Consider the following 19567-nt stretch of genomic DNA (forward strand, 5'->3'; position numbering starts at 1 on the left):
CATTTTGACTAGTGATTAACTGGGCATCATTGGGCACACTGGCGGTCTGACTTTTTACATCCCATCCTGACTGAGAGGAACGATCATGGTTCTGCGCTCGGAAATTCTGGTGAACAAAAACGTGCTCCCGACTAAAGATCAAGCTCTGCCCGGCCGCGAAACCGCGATGACCCTGCCGGAAAAGCACTTCGTCTTCGAAGAAACCCCGCTGCTTGGCCCGTTTTTCCAGGACGTCGATTTTGCGATTTTCGGTCTGGGTTGCTTCTGGGGCGCCGAACGTCGCTTCTGGCAACGTGAAGGCGTGGTCAGCACCGTGGTCGGTTACGCCGGCGGTTTCACGCCGAACCCGACTTACGAAGAAGTCTGCTCAGGCCTGACCGGCCACGCTGAAGTGGTGCTGGTGGTGTATGACAAGGCCAAGGTCAGCTACGAAGAGCTGCTGGCGATGTTCTGGGAACTGCACAACCCGACGCAGGGCATGCGTCAGGGCAACGACATCGGCACCCAGTACCGCTCGGTGATCTACGCGACCAGCCCTGCACATCTGGAAGCGGCGCTGAAGAGCAAGGCGACCTATCAGGCTGAGTTGTCGAAGGCGGGCCTGGGTGAAATCAGCACCGAGATCGAACAGGCGCCGACCGTGTACTTCGCCGAGGCGTATCACCAGCAGTATCTGGCGAAAAATCCGGAAGGTTACTGCGGGATTGGCGGCACCGGCGTGTGCATGCCACCGAGCCTGGCGGGTAATTAAACCCCTTTGCTGATCGTTCCCACGCTACGCGTGGGAACGATCACTCAGTGATCAGCTCTCGGCAATCAACCAATCCATCTGCCACCCACCCTGGGTCTGGCCCAATTTCTTGGACAGCCACGGCAGCAACTCACGCAACTCTTCCTCCAGCCCCCACGGCGGATTGGCAATCGCCATCCCGGAGCCGTTCAGGCTGTTCGGCGTGTCCAGCGGATGCACCAGCAACTCCACGCGCAGCAACTTCGGCGCACCGGTGCCAGCCAAGTCCTGATAGAAACGGCGCAACGCGCGCTGATCCTTCACCGGATACCAGATCGCCGCCACGGTTTGGCGCATCCGGCCAATCGCCTCTTTCATCGATGCCGCACACCGCTGCATTTCATCGAGCTGTTCGAACGGCGGGTCAATCAACATCACCGCACGCTTCTCCTGCACAGGCAACATCGCCCGCGCCACATGCCAGCCCTCGCCCAGATGAACTTTCACCCGACGATCGCCGGCCATGTTGTCCTTGAGCAGCACGCCGTCTTGCGGGTGCTTCTCGTTGAGCATCAGCCGATCCTGCGGGCGGGTCAGACGTCGCGCCAGCTCCGGCGAGCCCGGGTAATAGCGCAACTGGCCATCCGGGTTCATCGCGTGCAGCACCTTCATGTAGTCGGCGGTCAGCGCCGGCAAGTCGGGCTGATCCCACAACCGCGCGATGCCTTCCAGGTACTCACCGGTGCGATTGGCCTGATCGCCCTGCAAGTCATACAGACCGATGCCGGCGTGGCTGTCGAGATAGGCAAACGGCTGCTCCTTGCGCGACATCAGGGCGATGAGGCGGGTCAAGGTCAGGTGTTTGAACACATCGGCGTGATTGCCGGCATGGAAGGCGTGACGATAATTCATGGCTGCTCCTGCGAAGGGCGCAAAGTTTACCTTTTACCGGGCGGCAAGTCAGGGGGTGGCGGCTGAGCGGCCTCTTACATGTTAAGAATCTGACCCACCCCCCTCGCCACAGGTCATTTATCTCGCTTAACTGGCAGGTACTCGCCGACAGGAAGTCCACCCCATGCGTCACCCGATCTTTTTCTCTCTGTGCCTGATCGGCTCAATGCACGCTGTTTCGGGCGAAAACCACATTGCGCAGGCCCGCCAAATGCTCAAGAACTACGGTTTGAGTCACTGCATCCTGAAGCCATTCAAAGAAAATTCAGCATTGGAAAAGGACATCGGTCTGTCCGCTGGTGCTTACTCGTTCATGGGCAAAGGCATGCACTCCGTCCTGCAAAATGAAGACACGCTGCAAGCGCTGCACGATCCATATAAAGAAACCAGAAACTATGTGTATGCGGCCTACGAGCAGACACCGTCGATCAGCAAACACTCGAACAGCAATGTCGTTTTTTATGGGTGCCTGGAGGTCTACAACTCAGAGGCTTTCGACAGTTTTATCAAGACTCAGGATCGCTACATCGCAGACTGACTGCCGTACCCTCAACGTCAAAAGATCGCAGCCTTCGGCAGCGCCTACAGGGAATTCTATGAGCTGCCGAAGGCTGCGATCTTTTGATCTTGCTCCTGAAAATTCAGGAAGGCATCGCGCGCAACCGCTTGCCGATGACATCGAGGACATCACACCCATCACGTAACGGAATCACGCAGAGCCGGGCGAAGTCGCTGAGGATCATCGAGTCGCACTCGATCGAGCCGCGCATGCACAGGTTTTCCAGCACCTGGACGACCGTGCGGATGCGATGGTTGGCAGCGTCCATCAGGATGTCGGAGGGGACGTGGGTGTCGATGAACAGGGTGGGCATGTCGCTGCAATTGCCGGTGAGGGCCATGAAGCGATTGTCGGGATGGGGGATGATTTTTTCGTAGGGTGGATCCGGTTTTAGCGCTGTCATCTTTTGAACCTCTGGTAGTGAAATGAGCTTCCACCATCGCCCTCCTACAGGTTTGGGTGGCAGCCATGCGCGGGGTAGGAGTACCGAGACCAGAGAACTCGGCCACGCCGAAGCGTGCCCGCGCATAGCCGCCGCAAATGATCTTACGGACGCACGTAGACTGCCGCAAATCGGGCAACGACGTTTATGCACTCTTCTAGTATCAAGGCTCCTACACCCTGTCGCCGCATCTGCGGTGACAGTTCAAGACTATCCCCGAAAATCACCGCCCACCAGTTCATGAAAACCGCCGCAACTCGAAGGAAACGTCCGAAGCCTTCGCCCGGAAATGTCACTCCGACTCTGCCAGCAAATACGCCAACAACGCCGATTGCGACGATTCTTCCGACGTTGAACGCTCAAAAAACTGCCCGACCTTGCAGCGCAAAACCGCCTCGGGAAATGCCTCGAACAATGCGGGATGCTCCTCGCTCAGCCACTGCACGGCGTTGCCCACCCGGACGTCATTCCCCGCCGAAGCCAACACCGAGTCAGGCACCGTCCACCAAGGAAACACACGCCCCGAAACCTGCGCCCGCCCCCCGATGTCCAAGGCCTGACCATTGATCAGTCCGCGTGAAATCATCGGCAAAAGCTGCGCCGCATCCACTGCATCGGACTGCAAGATCGGCAACAAAAACCGCCCATCCCAAAACCGAAAAAACACCGTTTTACCGCTCGGCATCAGCACCTGACTCAGGCTGCGAAAATGCTCGACCACCACTTCCAGGCTCGCCGAAGACACCGCCAACCAGCCCCAGTCACGGGACTCGGTAGTCGCCACCCAATCCAGAAACTCACTGTCCGCCGCGACAATTCCCACATAGGGCATCACCGCGTCCCACTCGGCGTAAATCGTGTCCGCCCAGATCGGGCTCGATGTCACCGGCGGCGGCTTGGCATCACTGGCATTGCTGAAGATCGCGAACAACTGCTCTGCCGGTTTCAGCGGTTCACGCGCCAACCATGCGCGCGGCTCAAGCAAGTCAGGCTGCACAGACACCGTCCTTGCAGCGCTCGCACTCTTCGCAGAACGGCGCATCGCCTTTAAAACTCATAATTTGCGCGGCCGTCAGCATTGCCGCCGGCGCCGCCGCCAATGTATCCGGCAACCCCGGCACACTCGGCGCCGCACTCATCGCCGCCATCGGCGCGCCACCCACAACAATCGGTACGCTGCTGAAAATCCCGCCGGGGCCGATGTTGATCCACTGCCCGCCCGCCTGAATCGTCGCGCTCGCGCCGCCGTCGATCACCACTTGCTGGCCGGCGCTGACGTGGAATTGCGCACTGGCGCTGGTCGCCTGACTGCTCACGCGGATATGCCGATCACCCACCACCGTCAGATGATCATCCTGCTTCACCTCGGTCTGGCGCTGGCCGTGGGTGATGCGTTGTTCATCGGCCTTAAGCTCATGTTTGGCGGTGCCGGTGACGACGATGCTGCGCTGGTTGTCGACCTGCACCTGCTGATCGTGCAGCACATGCTGCGTCCAGTTGCGCTGGGCGCGCAGGTAGATTTCCTCGGCGCCTTTTTTATCCTCGATGCGCAGTTCGTTGTAGCCCCCGCCACCGGGGCTGCTCTGGCTACGGAAGAGGCTGCGGGTTTTCTCGGCCGGCAGGTCCAGCGGTACCGGGGTGGCGGCGTTTGGCAGGCAACCCATTACCAACGGTTTATCGGCATCGGCATCGATGAACCCGACCAGCACTTCCATGCCGACTCTTGGGATCAGCACACTACCGTAGCCGTCGTGCGCCCAACCCGTGGCGACCCGCAGCCAGCAACTGGAATGTTCGTTGAACTCGCCGTCACGGTCCCAGGCCAGTTGCACCTTGACCCGACCGTATTCGTCGCAATGTATTTCGCTGTCCTGAGGCCCGGTGACGACGGCGGGTTGATACCCGCGCACCTGCGGCTTCGCCCCCAAGGCTGGGCGAAAGAACACGTCCCACGGTGTGGCGAGAAAGGTATTACGGTAACCCTGGAACTCTTCCCCATCACTGGTCACCGATTCCTCCAGCACTTGCGGCTGTCGGCCACGGTGTTCAATGGCCGTCAGCAACCAGAGATCGTTCCAGTCCTGACGCGGATGCTCGGTAAGTTGCAGGAAATGTCCGCTAACCAGTGCCGACTCATCGCTGATGCCTTCGGCCTGACGGTAATCGGCGGCATGCCGCTCAAGTGCACGTTGAGCCAGGTGTTTGCCGGTTTCCCGATCATCGAATTGTCCGGGAAAGTGATAATCCTCCAGCACCGGGCGCTGCTCGCCGTCGATGCGGCTTTCCAGTTGCAGGCGCGGCTTTTCAAAGTTGTAGTCGCGCCGGGTGACTACGCTGGTACGGGTTTCCACGCGAACGTTGAAACGCTTGATCGCTGGCCCTCCGCCCGCCATGCCACTTCCCGGCAAATACAGCTTCGGTTGCGCCAATCGCGGGAACACGGTTTGATCATCGCCGAACACCAGCAAGTGGCCTTCGGGACTGTGCTGAAAGTGGTAATGAATACCGACTTCCGCACACAGGCGCTGGATGAACGCCAGATCGCTCTCGGCGTACTGCACGCAATATTCACGCTGCGGGTAGTCGCTGCCGAGGTGAAACTCAAAGGCATCGCGCAGAATCGCGTGATCCTTAAGGATCTGCGCCACGATCTGCGGCACGGTCTGATGCTGGAATATCCGCTGATTGATCCGCTGCCCAAGGTATGTCAGACGCGGGACAAGGCTTACGTGATAGCGCGTCAGACGTTTCCCGGAGTCGCCCTGCCCAACCTGATAAATCTGACCATGGACGCCGGAACCGTCTGCATCAAAACTCAGAAACGCCTGACAGTGCAGCAGGCTTTCCAGGTCCAGATCCGGCCGCTCGCTGACCAGTTCCAGTTCAAAACGAAAGGGTTGGCTGATGGCTTCCTTGCCCGTGAACTCAAGAACCTTGAGGTCATGCTGGGCGCCTTCGAGGGTCAACGTGAAACGCGGTTGATTGGCAGGCGCGAACATCCGATGTCTCTCTGCAGAATGAGGGCGGGCGATTCTGCATGAGGGGCAAGGGGTGCTGAGCGGGTGACGGGAAAATCAGATTCCCCCTACTTGTACTGTCGAATAATCCTCCGAAAATCGACGCATCCGACTACAGACACAGCCCTCAAAACCACCACCCCCTATAGGAGTGAGCCTGCTCGCTCCTGTAGGGGATGGTGGTGAATCAGAGATAGTGCAGGCACAAAAAAACGGCCCGCCTCTTGTTGGAGACGGGCCGTTTTCTGTGAGCCTCAGCTCAGTGCAATCACTTGTTCAGGTGGAAATCTTTTTCCGCCGCTTCGAAGCGCTGCACCATGCCTTTGGTTGGCTCGCCCAGTTTGCTGACGATGAAGATAGCCAGGCTGGCGAAGATGAAGCCCGGGATGATTTCGTACAGACCCATCAGCTCGAAATGCTTCCAGACCACCACGGTGATCGCGCCGACCAGGATACCGGCCAGTGCGCCGTCGCGGGTCATGCCTTTCCAGATCACCGAGATCAGTACAACCGGACCAAACGCGGCACCGAAACCGGCCCAGGCGTAGGACACCAGACCCAGTACACGGTTATCCGGATTGGACGCCAGACCGATAGCGATCAGTGCGACCAACAGCACCATGGTGCGACCGACCCAGACCAGTTCGGTTTGCGAAGCGGATTTGCGCACGAAGGTTTTGTAGAAGTCTTCCGTCAGAGAACTGGAGCACACCAGCAACTGGCAGCTCAGGGTACTCATCACTGCCGCCAGGATCGCCGACAGCAGGACACCGGCAACCCATGGGTTGAACAGGATCTTGGTCAGTTCGATGAACACACGCTCAGGGTTTTCAGTGACTGCGCCTGCCATTTCCGGGTGCGCCGAGAAGTAAGCGATACCGAAGAAACCAACAGCCACGGTGCCAGCCAGGCACAGGATCATCCAGGTCATGGAGATGCGGCGAGCCTTGGCAATCGATTTCACCGAATCAGCGGCCATGAAACGCGCGAGGATGTGAGGCTGACCGAAGTAGCCCAGACCCCAGCCCATCAACGAGATGATGCCGATGAAAGTGGTGCCCTTGAGCATGTCGAAGTTGCTTGGGTCCTTGGCTTCGATGGCCAGGAACGTGGTGTCGACGCCACCGGTCGCCAGCAGCACGATGATCGGCGTGAGGATCAGAGCGAAGATCATCAGCGTGGCTTGCACGGTGTCAGTCCAGCTCACCGCGAGGAAACCGCCAATAAAGGTGTAGGCAATCGTCGCCGCAGCACCGGCCCACAGCGCCGTCTCGTAGGACATGCCGAAGGTGCTTTCGAACAGACGGGCGCCGGCCACGATGCCGGAAGCACAGTAGATGGTGAAGAACACCAGAATCACGATCGCCGAGATGATCCGCAGCAAGCCGCTTTTGTCTTCGAAGCGGCTGGCGAAGTAGTCCGGCAGGGTCAAGGCATCACCGTTGTGCTCGGTCTGCACACGCAGACGGCCGGCGACGAACAGCCAGTTCAGGTAGGCGCCGATCACCAGACCGATGGCGATCCAGCCTTCAGACAGACCGGACATGTAGATGGCGCCCGGCAGGCCCATCAGCAACCAGCCACTCATGTCGGAAGCACCGGCAGACAGGGCCGTTACGACACTGCCCAAGCTGCGGCCGCCAAGAATATAGTCAGAAAGGTTGTTGGTGGAGCGATAGGCCATCAAGCCGATCAGCACCATTGCTGCGATGTAGATCACGAACGTGATCAGGGTTGGATTGCTTACGCTCATTGAGTTACGCCCTGGCTTTGTTTTTATGTAGCAACGGTGGTGAATCGTGCACAAACGACTAAGTTTGGCAGACGATTCCGTATCCCGCGCATTTAGGACTGATGTTTCCCCAGGAAAGCCACCAGCCGGTACACCGGGTATCCCGGTTGCACCTTGGGCGCGAATGCTATGCAACAAATCAAATAAGGTGCAACCAGTTTCGACCGAATAAGTTGCACCTAGTCGGATTTATCGACAATCGCCCCGTTTTTGCTCCCTTTTGTGGCAGTCATGGCTCTTGGCTAGAAGCAAAAGCACCAAGCAGGGGCAGCACTTTCGTGCCAGAAATTAATTCCTGACGAACTGCCTGTTTTTCCGACAAAAAAGGGTTGCACCCGGTTGCACCTCTTTCAACGCGCGGCTAATCTTGCCGCCAGCTGATGCCACGCAACTGTGGCAACCATGAGGATAAAAATATGGCTACCACCACCCTTGGGGTCAAACTCGATGACCCAACCCGCGAGCGCCTGAAGGCGGCCGCAACCTCGATTGATCGCACGCCGCACTGGCTGATCAAGCAGGCAATTTTCAATTACCTGGAAAAACTCGAGGGTGGTGCAACCCTGACCGAGCTGAACGGCCTGACCGCCAAGGACGCCGATGACGCGGGCGAAGTCCACACCGATCACGCCCACCAGTGCTTCCTCGAATTCGCTGAAAGCATCCTGCCGCAATCGGTACTGCGTGCTTCGATCACCGCCGCTTACCGTCGCCCCGAGCCGGAAGTGGTGCCGATGCTGATCGAGCAGGCGCGACTGCCGGCAACGATGGCCGAAGCCACCAATAAGCTCGCCGCGACCATCGCGGAAAAACTGCGTAACCAGAAGAGTGCCGGCGGTCGTGCAGGCATTGTTCAGGGCCTGCTGCAGGAATTCTCCCTGTCGTCCCAGGAAGGCGTGGCGCTGATGTGCCTGGCCGAAGCGCTGCTGCGCATCCCGGACAAAGGCACTCGCGACGCGTTGATCCGCGACAAGATCAGCACCGGCAACTGGCATCCGCACCTGGGCAACAGCCCTTCGCTGTTCGTCAACGCGGCCACTTGGGGCCTGCTGCTGACCGGCAAGCTTGTGTCCACGCACAACGAAGCCGGCCTGACGTCGTCGCTGAGCCGCATCATCGGCAAGAGCGGCGAGCCGATGATCCGCAAGGGCGTCGACATGGCCATGCGCCTGATGGGCGAGCAGTTCGTGACCGGCGAAACCATCGCCGAAGCGTTGGCCAATGCGAGCAAGTTCGAAGCCAAGGGCTTCCGTTATTCCTACGACATGCTCGGTGAAGCCGCACTCACCGAACACGACGCGCAGAAGTACCTCGCGTCGTACGAACAAGCCATTCACTCGATCGGCAAAGCCTCCCACGGTCGTGGGATTTATGAAGGCCCGGGCATTTCCATCAAGCTGTCGGCACTGCACCCGCGTTACAGCCGTGCGCAGTACGAGCGCGTGATGGAAGAGCTGTACCCACGCCTGCTGTCGCTGACCCTGCTGGCCAAGCAATACGACATCGGCCTGAACATCGACGCCGAAGAAGCCGACCGTCTGGAACTGTCGCTGGATCTGCTCGAGCGCCTGTGCTTCGAACCGCAACTGACGGGCTGGAACGGCATTGGTTTCGTGATCCAGGCTTATCAGAAGCGTTGCCCGTATGTGATTGATTACGTGATCGATCTGGCGCGCCGCAGCCGTCATCGCCTGATGATCCGTCTGGTGAAAGGCGCGTACTGGGACAGCGAAATCAAGCGCGCTCAGGTCGAAGGCCTGGAGGGCTATCCGGTCTACACCCGCAAGGTGTACACCGACGTTTCCTACATTGCCTGCGCACGCAAACTGCTGTCGGTGCCGGAAGTCATCTACCCGCAGTTCGCCACGCACAACGCCCACACCCTGTCGGCGATTTACCACATTGCCGGTCAGAACTATTACCCGGGCCAGTACGAATTCCAGTGCCTGCACGGCATGGGCGAACCGCTCTACGAGCAGGTTGTAGGCAAAGTTTCCGAAGGCAAGCTGAACCGTCCGTGCCGCGTGTACGCGCCGGTCGGTACCCACGAAACCCTGCTGGCGTATCTGGTCCGTCGTCTGCTGGAAAACGGCGCGAACACTTCGTTCGTCAACCGCATTGCCGACCAGTCGATTTCAATTCAGGAACTGGTGGCCGATCCGGTTGCTCAGATCGAGCAAATGGCAACCGTGGAAGGTGGCTTCGGCCTGCCGCACCCACGCATCCCGCTGCCGCGTGACTTGTATGGCGCCGAGCGCGCCAACTCCAGCGGCATCGACATGGCCAACGAACATCGTCTGGCGTCGCTGTCCTGCGCCCTGCTCGCGACCGCGCACAACGACTGGAAAGCAGCGCCGATGCTCGGCTGCGCTTCCAGCAACGAAACGCCGGCAGCGGTGCTGAACCCGTCGGATCACCGCGATGTGGTCGGTCATGTGCAAGAAGCCACCGTCGAAGACGTCGACAACGCGATTCAATGCGCCCTCAATGCTGCGCCGATCTGGCAGGCTACCCCGCCCGCCGAACGCGCCGCGATTCTGGAGCGTGCCGCTGACCTGATGGAAGGCGAGATCCAGCCGCTGATGGGCCTGCTGGCGCGTGAAGCCGGCAAGACCTTCGCCAACGCCATTGCCGAAGTCCGTGAAGCGGTCGACTTCCTGCGTTATTACGCGGTGCAGGCGCGCAACGATTTCAGCAACGACGCCCACCGCCCACTGGGCCCGGTGGTGTGCATCAGCCCTTGGAACTTCCCGCTGGCGATCTTCAGCGGTCAGGTCGCTGCGGCACTGGCTGCGGGTAACCCGGTCTTGGCCAAACCTGCAGAGCAAACCCCGCTGGTCGCCGCGCAAGCCGTGCGTTTGCTGCTCGAAGCCGGTATTCCGGAAGGCGTGCTGCAACTGCTGCCGGGTCGTGGTGAAACCGTCGGTGCCGGTCTGGTCGGTGACGAGCGCGTCAAAGGCGTGATGTTCACTGGCTCCACCGAAGTGGCGCGTCTGCTGCAACGCAACATCGCTGGCCGTCTCGACAGCCAGGGCCGCCCGATTCCGCTGATCGCTGAAACCGGCGGCCAGAACGCGATGATCGTCGACTCCTCGGCACTCACCGAACAAGTCGTCATTGATGTGGTGTCCTCGGCCTTCGATAGCGCCGGTCAGCGTTGCTCGGCCCTGCGTGTGCTGTGCTTGCAGGAAGATTCCGCCGATCGTGTCATCGAAATGCTCAAAGGCGCGATGGCCGAGGCTCGACTCGGCAACCCTGAGCGCCTGTCCGTGGACATCGGCCCGGTGATCGACGCCGAAGCCAAGGCTGGCATCGACAAGCACATCCAGGGCATGCGCGATAAAGGTCGTAACGTTTACCAGGTGGCGATCGCCGACACCGAAGAAGTCAAACGCGGCACCTTCGTCATGCCGACCTTGATCGAATTGGAAAGCTTCGACGAACTGCAACGCGAGATCTTCGGTCCGGTGCTGCACGTGGTTCGCTACAAGCGTAAAGAGATCGACCAGTTGATCGGCCAGATCAATGCATCCGGTTACGGCCTGACCCTCGGCGTGCACACCCGCATCGACGAGACCATCGCCAAGGTGATCGACAACGTCAACGCCGGTAACGTCTACGTCAACCGCAACATTGTCGGTGCCGTGGTCGGCGTGCAGCCGTTCGGCGGCGAAGGCTTGTCGGGTACGGGTCCGAAGGCTGGTGGCCCGCTGTATCTGTACCGCTTGCTGTCGACGCGTCCTACCGACGCCATCGAACAATCCTTCGCTCGCGGTGATGCTGTCGTCGCCCCGGACGTTCGTTTGCGCGACGCCATGAGCAAGCCGCTGACAGCCCTGAAAGCCTGGGCTGAAAGCAACAAGTACGCGCAACTGAGCACGCTGTGCGCGCAGTACGCCGCACAATCGCAGAGCGGCATCACCCGCGTTCTCGCGGGCCCGACCGGCGAGAAGAACAGCTACGCGATCCTGCCGCGCGAGCACGTGCTGTGCCTGGCGGACGTCGAAGGTGATCTGCTGACGCAACTGGCGGCGGTATTGGCTGTAGGCGGTTCAGCGGTGTGGCCGGAATCCGACATCAGTAAGGCGTTGTTCGCTCGTCTGCCGAAGGAGATTCAGGCACGAATCAACCGGGTTGCTGACTGGAACAAGGACGAGGTGGTGTTTGATGCGGTTCTGCATCATGGCCATTCCGACCAGTTGCGCAGCGTTTGCCAGCAAATCGCCAAGCGCGCCGGCGCAATTGTTGGCGTTCAGGGCCTGTCCGAGGGCGAGACCAACATTGCGCTGGAACGTCTGGTGATTGAGCGGGCGTTGAGCGTCAACACGGCAGCGGCGGGTGGTAACGCCAGCCTGATGACTATCGGTTAACACGCTGTAATTCCAGGCAACCGCAATGCTTGCCTGGAATGTCATTCCCCTGTGGGAGCGGGCTTGCTCGCGAATGCGGAGAATCAGTCGACATCAATGTTGCCTGACCCACCGCATTCGCGAGCAAGCCCGCGCCCACATTTGATTAGTGTTGCCCTCATTCCTGCATCACCGCCATCAATCATCCTGTTCAGCCTTTATTCCCCAGCCTAGACTCGGCCCAACCCAAAATTTCAGGTAGGCCGCCATGTCCGAGACGCTGCTCAGTTCCCGCAATCTGGCTTTCGAGCTGTATGAAGTCCTTGATGCCGAGGGCCTGACCCGGCGCGAGCGCTTTGCCGAACACAATCGCGAAACCTTCGACGCCGCCATCGGTACGGCGCGCAACATCGCCGAGAAATACTTCGCGCCGCACAACCGTAAGGGCGACGAGAACGAGCCGCGCTACGAGGACGGCCAGGCGATTCTGATTCCCGAGGTGAAACCGGCGGTGGATGCCTTCCTTGAGGCTGGCTTCCTCAACGCTGCGCGCAGTTTCGACGCTGGTGGCATGCAACTGCCTACTCTGCTTTCCCAAGCGTGCTTTGCGCACTTCCAGTCGGCCAACGCGGCTTCGACTTCGTACCCGTTCCTGACCATGGGCGCGGCGAATCTGATCGAGAGCTTTGGCACCGAAGAACAGAAGCAGCGCTTCCTGCAACCGATGATCGACGGCCGTTTCTTCGGCACCATGGCCCTCACCGAGCCGCATGCGGGCTCATCGCTGTCGGATATTCGTACCCGCGCCGAACCTTCGTCCGACGGCACTTACCGCCTCAAGGGCAACAAGATCTTCATTTCCGGGGGGGATCACCCGCTGTCGGAAAACATCGTGCACATGGTGCTAGCCAAACTGCCGGACGCCCCCGCTGGCGTTAAAGGCATCTCGCTGTTTATCGTGCCCAAGTTTCTGGTCAACGATGACGGCAGCCTGGGTAAACGCAACGACGTACTGTTGGCCGGGCTGTTTCACAAGATGGGCTGGCGCGGCACGACGTCCACCGCACTGAACTTCGGCGATAACGGTGAGTGTGTCGGCTATCTGGTGGGCAAGCCGCATCAAGGTTTGAGCTACATGTTCCAGATGATGAACGAAGCGCGGATCGGCGTCGGCATGGGCGCGGTAATGCTCGGTTACGCCGGCTATCTCTACTCGCTGGAGTACGCCCGCGAACGCCCGCAAGGTCGCGTCCCGGACAGCAAAGACCCGACCACGGCGCCGGTGGCGATCATTCAGCACGCCGATGTCAGACGCATGCTGTTGACGCAAAAATCCTACGTTGAAGGGGCTTTTGACCTCTGCCTCTACGCCGCGCGGTTGTTCGATGACACCACAACACTGGAAACCGAAATCGAGCGCAAACAGGCGCATGAGCTACTGGATTTGCTGACGCCGATCGTCAAATCCTGGCCGTCGGAGTTCTGCCTGAAGGCCAATGAACTGGCGATCCAGATCCTCGGCGGTCACGGTTACACCCGCGAATATCCAGTGGAGCAGTATTACCGTGACAACCGTTTGAACCCGATCCACGAAGGCACCCACGGCATTCAGTCGCTTGACTTGCTCGGGCGCAAACTGGCGCAGAACGGTGGCGCGGGGCTCAAGCAATTGATCCGGTTGATCGCCGACACCGCCGAACGTGCCACCGCGTACGAATCGCTAACCGCATTGCGTGAGCCGCTGGAGAAACTGGTCGCGCGCCTGCAAGTGGTGACCATTGGTTTGCTGACCGATCTGGCGCAAGGCAAGGTCAACAGCAGCCTGGCGAATTCGGCGCTGTATCTGAAAGTGTTCGGGCATACGGTGATTGGCTGGCGCTGGCTGGAGCAGGCGATTCGCGCGGAGGAAGGCCTGGCCAAAGGTAATGCGGCGGATGCTGATTTCTATAAGGGCAAGTTGCAGGCGGCGCGGTATTTCCTGACGTGGGAAGTGCCGGGTTGCCACCATGAGCTGGCGTTGCTCGAGGCGCGGGATGAAACGTGTCTGAGCATGCAGGATGCCTGGTTCTGAATCATCGCCCATGCGATGTCCCGAACACACTTCAACGGTCTTCACACCTGTCAGGTTTTACAGGTGTGGAGATCGGGAACTGGAGATAGGCTGTTTTCGCCTGACATGTAGTTTGCAGTTGCCCGGCAGGTACGGACACCAACGTCCGCTTCCCTTACCTCATCCGAGTAAACACCATGAGCGAACATGTTCTCGAAGACCAATCCGTCAAACTCTCAGGTCTTGTGACACTGGACTATTGCGTCCTTGCCGCTATCTCCCAAGCGCCTGCCCGCAGCGGTACGGTATGGACGAACAAGGACTCTAGCGAGTCCATTGTCACCAGCAAAAACCACCACCGCCTCTCGGATGAAAAGTCGCAGATCAGCCTCACTACCTCGCCCGACAATGACGCGCCGAGCGTTGAAACGACGGCGGCAGGAATGTTTGAGATCATTTGTGCTGAAGACCGGTACGAAACCACCAACCGGGTTTCTTACAAAGACTACACCCGGCTCAGCGCCAACCAATGGCGGTCGGTGGTCTATGGCGGCGCGGGGTTGAACGATGAAACAGCCGTCACCGAAATCGATCCTTATGTGAATCTCACTGAAGACCAGTTTCTACTTTCCGCCAGAATCAATGATGTTGTGAAAGATCCCAAGGCAGTGCGAATCACCGGGAAACGTTACACCCTCAGAGGCGAGCGTTATCAAGTCACCGTCATCGCTCCGAACAACAGCTATGTCAGCGTGACGGATTTCAGCAAGGACGACATGTTCCGGACCCTGGCGGTGGGTGATAGCTATGTCGTCAATCAAGACATGCGGACAGTCAAAGAGAAACGCGTTTTCTACCTGGAGACTATTGGTGGCATCGACTTTTACGGACGGGAAATTCTTCTGGCGTGAAACAACTGATCCAAGGTCACGCCGACGCGCCACATCAGGCGCGCCGGTTCTTTTGAAAAAAGGCTGAACTCAACTCAACTTGAACCCACCCATCTGTCGCGCCAGATCATCTGCCAGCTTCTGCAGCATCTGACAATCCTCACGACACGCCCGAACCTCGCCCGCCGTGGCCCGGGCCAGATCGGAAATGCCCTGTACGTTTCGATTGATCTCTTCGGTCACCGCCGATTGCTCTTCCGTCGCTGTCGCCACCTGATGGTTCATGTCGCTGATGCGCTCGACCTGCCCGGTAATCGCGGTCAGCGAGGCCCCGGTACGCTGGCTCGACTCAACCCCGGTGCCGGTCGCTGCCTGACCGGTGCGCATCGAGGACACGGCGTTTTCCGCGCCTTGCTTGAGGTTGCCGATCATCTGCTGGATCTCGTCGGTGGATGCCTGCGTGCGGCGTGCCAAGGTACGCACTTCGTCCGCCACCACCGCAAAACCACGCCCCATGTCCCCGGCGCGCGCCGCTTCAATGGCGGCGTTGAGCGCCAGCAGGTTGGTCTGTTCGGAGACCCCGCGAATCACCGCCAGCACCGAGTCGATCGACGCCACTTGATGCGCCAGTTCTCCCACCGCGCCCGCTGCCACGCCGATTTCGTCAGACATGCTTTCTATATGCCGGATGGAGCCGCCGACCACTTCTCGCGCTTGCATGGCTTCATCGCGCGCCGTTTGCGAGGCGAGCGCTGCGTTGCCAGCGTTTTGCGCGATTTCCTGTACGGTCAGGCCCATTTCATGGACGGCGGTGGCGACCATGTCGGTCATCTCCTGCTGACGACCAGAGCGCTCGGCGGTGTTATCCACAACCTTGGCCACTTGGCCGACGGCGGTGCGCAAACGCTCACTGGTGGTCAGCACTTCGCCAATCATCCCGCGCTGGCTATCGAGGAAGCGGTTGAAGCCGCGAGCGAGATCGCCCAGCTCATCAGCGCGACTGGAATCTAACCGGTGGGTCAAATCTCCACCACCGCTACCGATGGCTACCAGCGCGGCTGTTACCTGACGAATCGGTCGCACCAAGCCTTGGGCCAACCACACCACCAGCGCCAGGCACACCAGCGCTACCGCCAGCCCGATGCCGCCACTGAGCCACATCGCCCGCCGGGCTTCAGCGTAGATCTGCGACTGCGGCACTTCGGCCACCAACGTCCAGCCCAGATCGCGCAAAGGCAGGCTGAACGCAAGGAAGTCCTCGCCATCACGCTGGAAGCTGCTGCTGACCGCATTTTTTTGACCGAGGACTGATTGCGCCGCCGCCGCACCGATCTGCTCCGCGAGGGTGCGTTTGCCACTGAACTGCGCCTCGGGATGGACCTGGATCAAACCGTCGGAACGCACGAGATAGACCTTGCCGTGCTCGCCGAAGCTGAAGTTGTGGATCAGCTCCGACAGCTCTTTCATGCTCAGTCCAAGTCCGGCGACGCCGACCACTTTGCCAGCCTGCTCGACCTTCAAATCGATGAACAGCGCCAATTCGCCGGTGGCGCCATCGTTGTCAATATTCAGGGTGCGCGGCTGAGTGCTGTCGAGGAAGGAATAGAACCAGGCATCGGCCGGTTTGGCGCGACTGAGGGTGCGATCCAGGCCTTTTTCGGTGATGTAATGATTGGAGTCAGTGCCGATGATCAAAGCGGTAAATGCCTTGTGTTCGGCGCGGATGCCTTCCAGATACTGCGCGAAGGCCGCTGTTTTGCTGCTGTCTTCGCCATTGGCCAGCCAGTCGCGGACCATGGAATTGCTGGCGATGTCTTTAGCGGCGGTGAGGGGTTGAACGAGGATACGTTCGATGTCGTTGCGCGTCGCTTCGATGCTCGACGGCAACGCTTGTTCGACCAGATAGCTCTGGGCGAGGCGGTTGACCACCAGGGTATAAATGCCAACCACGATCAGAATGCTGACCAGCAGGGCGGTGCCCATGCTGAGAATCAGCTGCCATTGAATACTGCGTCGCCACAACTGCATGGAGCACCCCCAAAGAATAAGTGGCCGAAACAATGCAACAGCCGTGCCGATTGTATACAACTAAACCGACAATCTATTCTTTGGTTGTGCGCAACGCCATCAGCCTTGATTGATGGTCTTGGCGATGGTGTCGACCGTGGCGCTGACTTGCTCTTGGTAACGGTCGAGTTCTTCCTGGTGCTGCTTCTTCATTTCAATCTGCTGAGAGCACAGATTCATCGCCGCCAGCACCAACAAACGATCACCGATCAGGGTCGGGTATTTGCGTTTGGTGTCTTCCAGCGTGGCCTTGAGCATCACGGCCGCGTCCAGCAGGGTCTGTTCTTCCCCGGCCGGTGCCTTGATCGAATAGTCCTCCCCAAGAATGGAGATGACTTTTACCCCTGCTGTCTGGTGGTTCATGCGCTGACGGGACCTGCGTTGACGCGATCAACCAGTGCCTGGATGCGCGCTGCGGTGGCGCCGTGCTTCTCTTCCTGCTCCATCAGGTTCAGTTGCAGGCTCTCGTTTTCATCCTTGGCCTGGGCCAGTTCCGTAGCCAGGGTCTGGTTGGTTTGCGCAAGGGTCTGGTTCTGTTGCACCAGGTCGCTGACGAGCTGTTCCAATTGGCTGAGGGATGCTTCCAACATTTTGATCTTCCAAGCGTTTTTCAAAGGGCGCGTACGATAAAGAAAAGTCACCACAGATGCCAGGGTTAAACCGGCGCAAAGCCTTGATTTTCCTGGTGGGCGACCGTTCCTGCGAGTTTAAAAGACTGTGATCTGCCGATCTGGTTCCTGCACTTCGTCGCCAGAGGGGCTGTGCGACAAATACGCACACCGGTTCAAGACTTTAGTCGCATGACCGATAAGTCATCCATACAGCAGTTTCAGCCCGCATGGATGCGGCCCTTTTCGGTATCCGCACATGTCCCTTCGCAATATGAATATCGCCCCTCGGGCCTTCACCGGTTTTGCCCTGATCGGCGGCCTGATGCTGATCCTGGGCGTGTTCGCCCTGAACCAGATGAGCAAAATCCGCGGCGCCGCCGAGGACATCACCTCCAACAGCGTGCCAAGCATCAAGAACCTCGATGAGTTCACGCAACTGACGCTGCGTCTGCGCGTGCTCTCGTACCGTTTGCTGGTGAACCGCGAACCGGACGTTCAGCAGAAAACCATGGAGTTGCTGGACACGCGCAACGCGCAGATCCGCAAGGCCCAAACAGCTTACGAGCCGTTGATCGGTAGCGCTCAGGAGCGTGCGACCTATGATCAATACGTGCAGTTGCAGGGGCAATACCGCCAGATCGAAGAGCGCATGAAAAACCTGTCGCGCAACAATCAGGTGGATGAACTGCGCAACTTGCTCAACACCGAGTTGCTGAACAACTCCGAAGCGATGAACACCGCCCTTAACACGTTGATGCAGATCAACGACAAACAGGTGCGCGACACCAACGAACAGGCGGCCGAGCAGTACGCTACGGCTTTCGACTTGGTTGTCGCCCTGCTGGTAATCGCTACCGGTCTGACCCTGCTGTTCGCTTGGTTGCTGACCACCAGCATCACCAAGCCCATTGCCAAGGTTCTGGAAGCGGCGCAAACCATCGCCGAAGGCAACCTGACCCAGCCGATCCACGTTGACGGCACCGATGAAGCCGGGCGTCTGCTGGCGGCCATGGCCAAGATGCAGTCCAAGTTGCGCGACACCCTGCAACGGATCTCCGGTTCGGCCACGCAGTTGGCCTCCGCCGCTGAAGAGCTGAACAGTGTCACCGACGAAAGCGCTCGCGGCCTGACTCAGCAGAACAATGAAATCGAACAGGCCGCCACTGCGGTCAACGAGATGACCAGCGCGGTTGAAGAAGTTGCCCGCAACGCAGTCAGCACCTCGGAAGCCTCGAAGAACGCCACTACCTCGGCCGGCGACGGTCGTGACCTGGTGCAGGAAACCGTCAGCGCCATCGAACGCATGAGCGCCGACGTGCAGAGCACCGCGACGTTGATCGGCGACCTGGCCAACGAATCCCGTGACATCGGCAAGGTGCTCGACGTGATCCGTGGTCTGGCTGACCAGACCAACCTGCTGGCTCTGAACGCGGCGATTGAAGCGGCGCGTGCCGGTGAGGCGGGGCGTGGTTTTGCGGTAGTGGCTGATGAAGTTCGCGCCCTGGCCCATCGTACTCAGCAGTCGACCAGCGAAATCGAGCGCATGATCGGCAGCATTCAAAGCGGTACCGAACACGCCGTGGACTCGATGCGCAACAGCACCGAGCGCGCCGAATCGACGCTGAATATTGCCCGTGGTGCCGGGATGTCGCTGGACACCATCAACACCGCCATCGTCGAGATCAACGAGCGCAACCTGGTGATCGCCAGCGCCGCCGAAGAACAGGCACAAGTGGCGCGAGAAGTGGATCGCAACCTGGTGAACATCCGCGATCTGTCGGTGCAATCGGCCACCGGGGCGAATCAGACCAGTGCGGCGAGCAACGAGCTGTCGCGATTGGCGCTGGACCTGAACAACATGGTTGGGCGGTTCAGCCTTTAACAGCAAGATCGGAGCCCATGGCAGTTACTGCACTGATCGTTCCCACGCTCTGCGCGGGAACGCAGCCCGGGACGCTCCGCGCCCCAACGCGCACGCAGAGCGGCCATTGAGGCATCCCCACGCGGAGCGTGGGAACGATCTGGCATCCTCAGTGTAAAAACCTTTTTGACAGCATCACATTTCAACAGGTTAGAATCGCTGGCACGCAGACTGCATGGTCAGTTTGT

General features: G+C 59.4%; 13 protein-coding genes and 2 pseudogenes. 7 read left to right on the plus strand and 8 right to left on the minus strand.

Annotated elements, in window-relative coordinates; translation table 11 throughout:
- Positions 1-85 precede the first annotated feature (85 nt).
- A complete protein-coding gene (gene msrA, locus K5E40_RS13830) occupies positions 86-751 on the plus strand; it encodes a peptide-methionine (S)-S-oxide reductase MsrA (RefSeq protein WP_221731256.1) in 666 nt (221 codons plus the stop codon).
- 51 nt (positions 752-802) lie between these two features.
- On the opposite strand, the gene K5E40_RS13835 is transcribed toward msrA, so the two are convergent.
- The gene (locus tag K5E40_RS13835; RefSeq protein ID WP_221731257.1) at positions 803-1642 is read right to left on the minus strand and encodes a 23S rRNA (adenine(2030)-N(6))-methyltransferase RlmJ; all 840 of its coding nucleotides are present in this window, start codon (positions 1640-1642) and stop codon (positions 803-805) included.
- A gap of 163 nt (positions 1643-1805) precedes the next feature.
- Between K5E40_RS13835 and K5E40_RS13840 the strand changes: the two genes are divergently transcribed.
- Positions 1806-2219 carry a type VI secretion system amidase immunity protein Tai4 gene (locus K5E40_RS13840; RefSeq protein WP_221731258.1) on the plus strand — a complete coding sequence of 138 codons (414 nt, stop codon included), beginning with the start codon at positions 1806-1808 and terminating at the stop codon, positions 2217-2219.
- A gap of 103 nt (positions 2220-2322) precedes the next feature.
- Here K5E40_RS13840 and K5E40_RS13845 read toward each other — a convergent pair whose 3' ends face one another.
- The 4 genes from K5E40_RS13845 to putP form a co-directional block, all read right to left on the minus strand.
- The gene (locus K5E40_RS13845; RefSeq protein ID WP_221731259.1) at positions 2323-2643 is read right to left on the minus strand and encodes a hypothetical protein; all 321 of its coding nucleotides are present in this window, start codon (positions 2641-2643) and stop codon (positions 2323-2325) included.
- Positions 2644-2974: 331 nt separating this feature from the next.
- Positions 2975-3679, minus strand: a complete 705-nt coding sequence (locus tag K5E40_RS13850) for a DUF4123 domain-containing protein (RefSeq protein ID WP_221731260.1) — start codon at positions 3677-3679, stop codon at positions 2975-2977.
- Positions 3669-5681 (minus strand): type VI secretion system tip protein VgrG, encoded by a 2013-nt coding sequence (locus K5E40_RS13855; protein ID WP_221731261.1) that lies wholly within the window; start codon positions 5679-5681, stop codon positions 3669-3671. Before K5E40_RS13855 ends, K5E40_RS13850 begins: the two co-directional genes overlap by 11 nt.
- 286 nt (positions 5682-5967) lie before the next feature.
- The gene (putP, locus tag K5E40_RS13860) at positions 5968-7452 is read right to left on the minus strand and encodes a sodium/proline symporter PutP (RefSeq protein WP_221731262.1); all 1485 of its coding nucleotides are present in this window, start codon (positions 7450-7452) and stop codon (positions 5968-5970) included.
- A 455-nt stretch (positions 7453-7907) separates the two neighbouring features.
- On the opposite strand from putP, the gene putA reads away from it, so the two are divergent.
- The 3 genes from putA to K5E40_RS13875 all read left to right on the plus strand — a co-directional run bounded on the left by putA (position 7908) and on the right by K5E40_RS13875 (position 14801).
- A complete protein-coding gene (gene putA, locus K5E40_RS13865) occupies positions 7908-11861 on the plus strand; it encodes a trifunctional transcriptional regulator/proline dehydrogenase/L-glutamate gamma-semialdehyde dehydrogenase (RefSeq protein WP_221731263.1) in 3954 nt (1317 codons plus the stop codon).
- 247 nt (positions 11862-12108) lie between these two features.
- The gene (locus K5E40_RS13870) at positions 12109-13911 is read left to right on the plus strand and encodes an acyl-CoA dehydrogenase (RefSeq protein ID WP_221731264.1); all 1803 of its coding nucleotides are present in this window, start codon (positions 12109-12111) and stop codon (positions 13909-13911) included.
- Positions 13912-14087: 176 nt separating this feature from the next.
- Entirely contained in the window at positions 14088-14801 is a 714-nt protein-coding gene (locus K5E40_RS13875) for a hypothetical protein (RefSeq protein ID WP_221731265.1), read from the plus strand.
- Between the two features lie 69 nt (positions 14802-14870).
- Here the strand turns inward: K5E40_RS13875 and K5E40_RS13880 are convergent, their stop codons facing one another.
- The 3 genes from K5E40_RS13880 to K5E40_RS13890 form a co-directional block, all read right to left on the minus strand.
- Positions 14871-16808, minus strand: a complete 1938-nt coding sequence (locus K5E40_RS13880; RefSeq protein ID WP_221731266.1) for a methyl-accepting chemotaxis protein — start codon at positions 16806-16808, stop codon at positions 14871-14873.
- 99 nt (positions 16809-16907) lie between these two features.
- Positions 16908-17210 carry a cell division protein ZapA gene (locus K5E40_RS13885; protein ID WP_221731267.1) on the minus strand — a complete coding sequence of 101 codons (303 nt, stop codon included), beginning with the start codon at positions 17208-17210 and terminating at the stop codon, positions 16908-16910.
- Positions 17207-17437, minus strand: a complete 231-nt coding sequence (locus K5E40_RS13890; RefSeq protein ID WP_221731268.1) for a hypothetical protein — start codon at positions 17435-17437, stop codon at positions 17207-17209. Before K5E40_RS13890 ends, K5E40_RS13885 begins: the two co-directional genes overlap by 4 nt.
- A 343-nt stretch (positions 17438-17780) precedes the next feature.
- Here K5E40_RS13890 and K5E40_RS35615 point away from each other — a divergent pair.
- Together K5E40_RS35615 and K5E40_RS35620 are read left to right on the plus strand one after the other, a co-directional pair.
- Positions 17781-18437: pseudogene (locus K5E40_RS35615) on the plus strand (MCP four helix bundle domain-containing protein); the annotation flags it as partial.
- A 303-nt stretch (positions 18438-18740) separates the two neighbouring features.
- Positions 18741-19340, plus strand: a pseudogene (locus K5E40_RS35620) (methyl-accepting chemotaxis protein); the annotation flags it as partial.
- Positions 19341-19567 lie beyond the last annotated feature (227 nt).

The sequence above is a fragment of the Pseudomonas baetica genome, assembly GCF_019733355.1.
GTDB classification, from domain to species: Bacteria; Pseudomonadota; Gammaproteobacteria; order Pseudomonadales; family Pseudomonadaceae; genus Aquipseudomonas; species Aquipseudomonas baetica_A.

Excerpts from the sequence above, each read along its gene's own strand:
- putP (WP_221731262.1), bottom strand. The coding sequence starts at position 7,452 with ATGAGCGTAAGCAATCCAACCCTGATCACGTTCGTGATCTACATCGCA.
- K5E40_RS13880 (WP_221731266.1), bottom strand. The coding sequence starts at position 16,808 with ATGCAGTTGTGGCGACGCAGTATTCAATGGCAGCTGATTCTCAGCATG.
- K5E40_RS13875 (WP_221731265.1), top strand. The coding sequence starts at position 14,088 with ATGAGCGAACATGTTCTCGAAGACCAATCCGTCAAACTCTCAGGTCTT.
- msrA (WP_221731256.1), top strand. The coding sequence starts at position 86 with ATGGTTCTGCGCTCGGAAATTCTGGTGAACAAAAACGTGCTCCCGACT.
- K5E40_RS13885 (WP_221731267.1), bottom strand. The coding sequence starts at position 17,210 with ATGAACCACCAGACAGCAGGGGTAAAAGTCATCTCCATTCTTGGGGAG.
- K5E40_RS13835 (WP_221731257.1), bottom strand. The coding sequence starts at position 1,642 with ATGAATTATCGTCACGCCTTCCATGCCGGCAATCACGCCGATGTGTTC.
- K5E40_RS13890 (WP_221731268.1), bottom strand. The coding sequence starts at position 17,437 with ATGTTGGAAGCATCCCTCAGCCAATTGGAACAGCTCGTCAGCGACCTG.
- K5E40_RS13870 (WP_221731264.1), top strand. The coding sequence starts at position 12,109 with ATGTCCGAGACGCTGCTCAGTTCCCGCAATCTGGCTTTCGAGCTGTAT.
- K5E40_RS13845 (WP_221731259.1), bottom strand. The coding sequence starts at position 2,643 with ATGACAGCGCTAAAACCGGATCCACCCTACGAAAAAATCATCCCCCAT.
- K5E40_RS13855 (WP_221731261.1), bottom strand. The coding sequence starts at position 5,681 with ATGTTCGCGCCTGCCAATCAACCGCGTTTCACGTTGACCCTCGAAGGC.
- putA (WP_221731263.1), top strand. The coding sequence starts at position 7,908 with ATGGCTACCACCACCCTTGGGGTCAAACTCGATGACCCAACCCGCGAG.
- K5E40_RS13840 (WP_221731258.1), top strand. The coding sequence starts at position 1,806 with ATGCGTCACCCGATCTTTTTCTCTCTGTGCCTGATCGGCTCAATGCAC.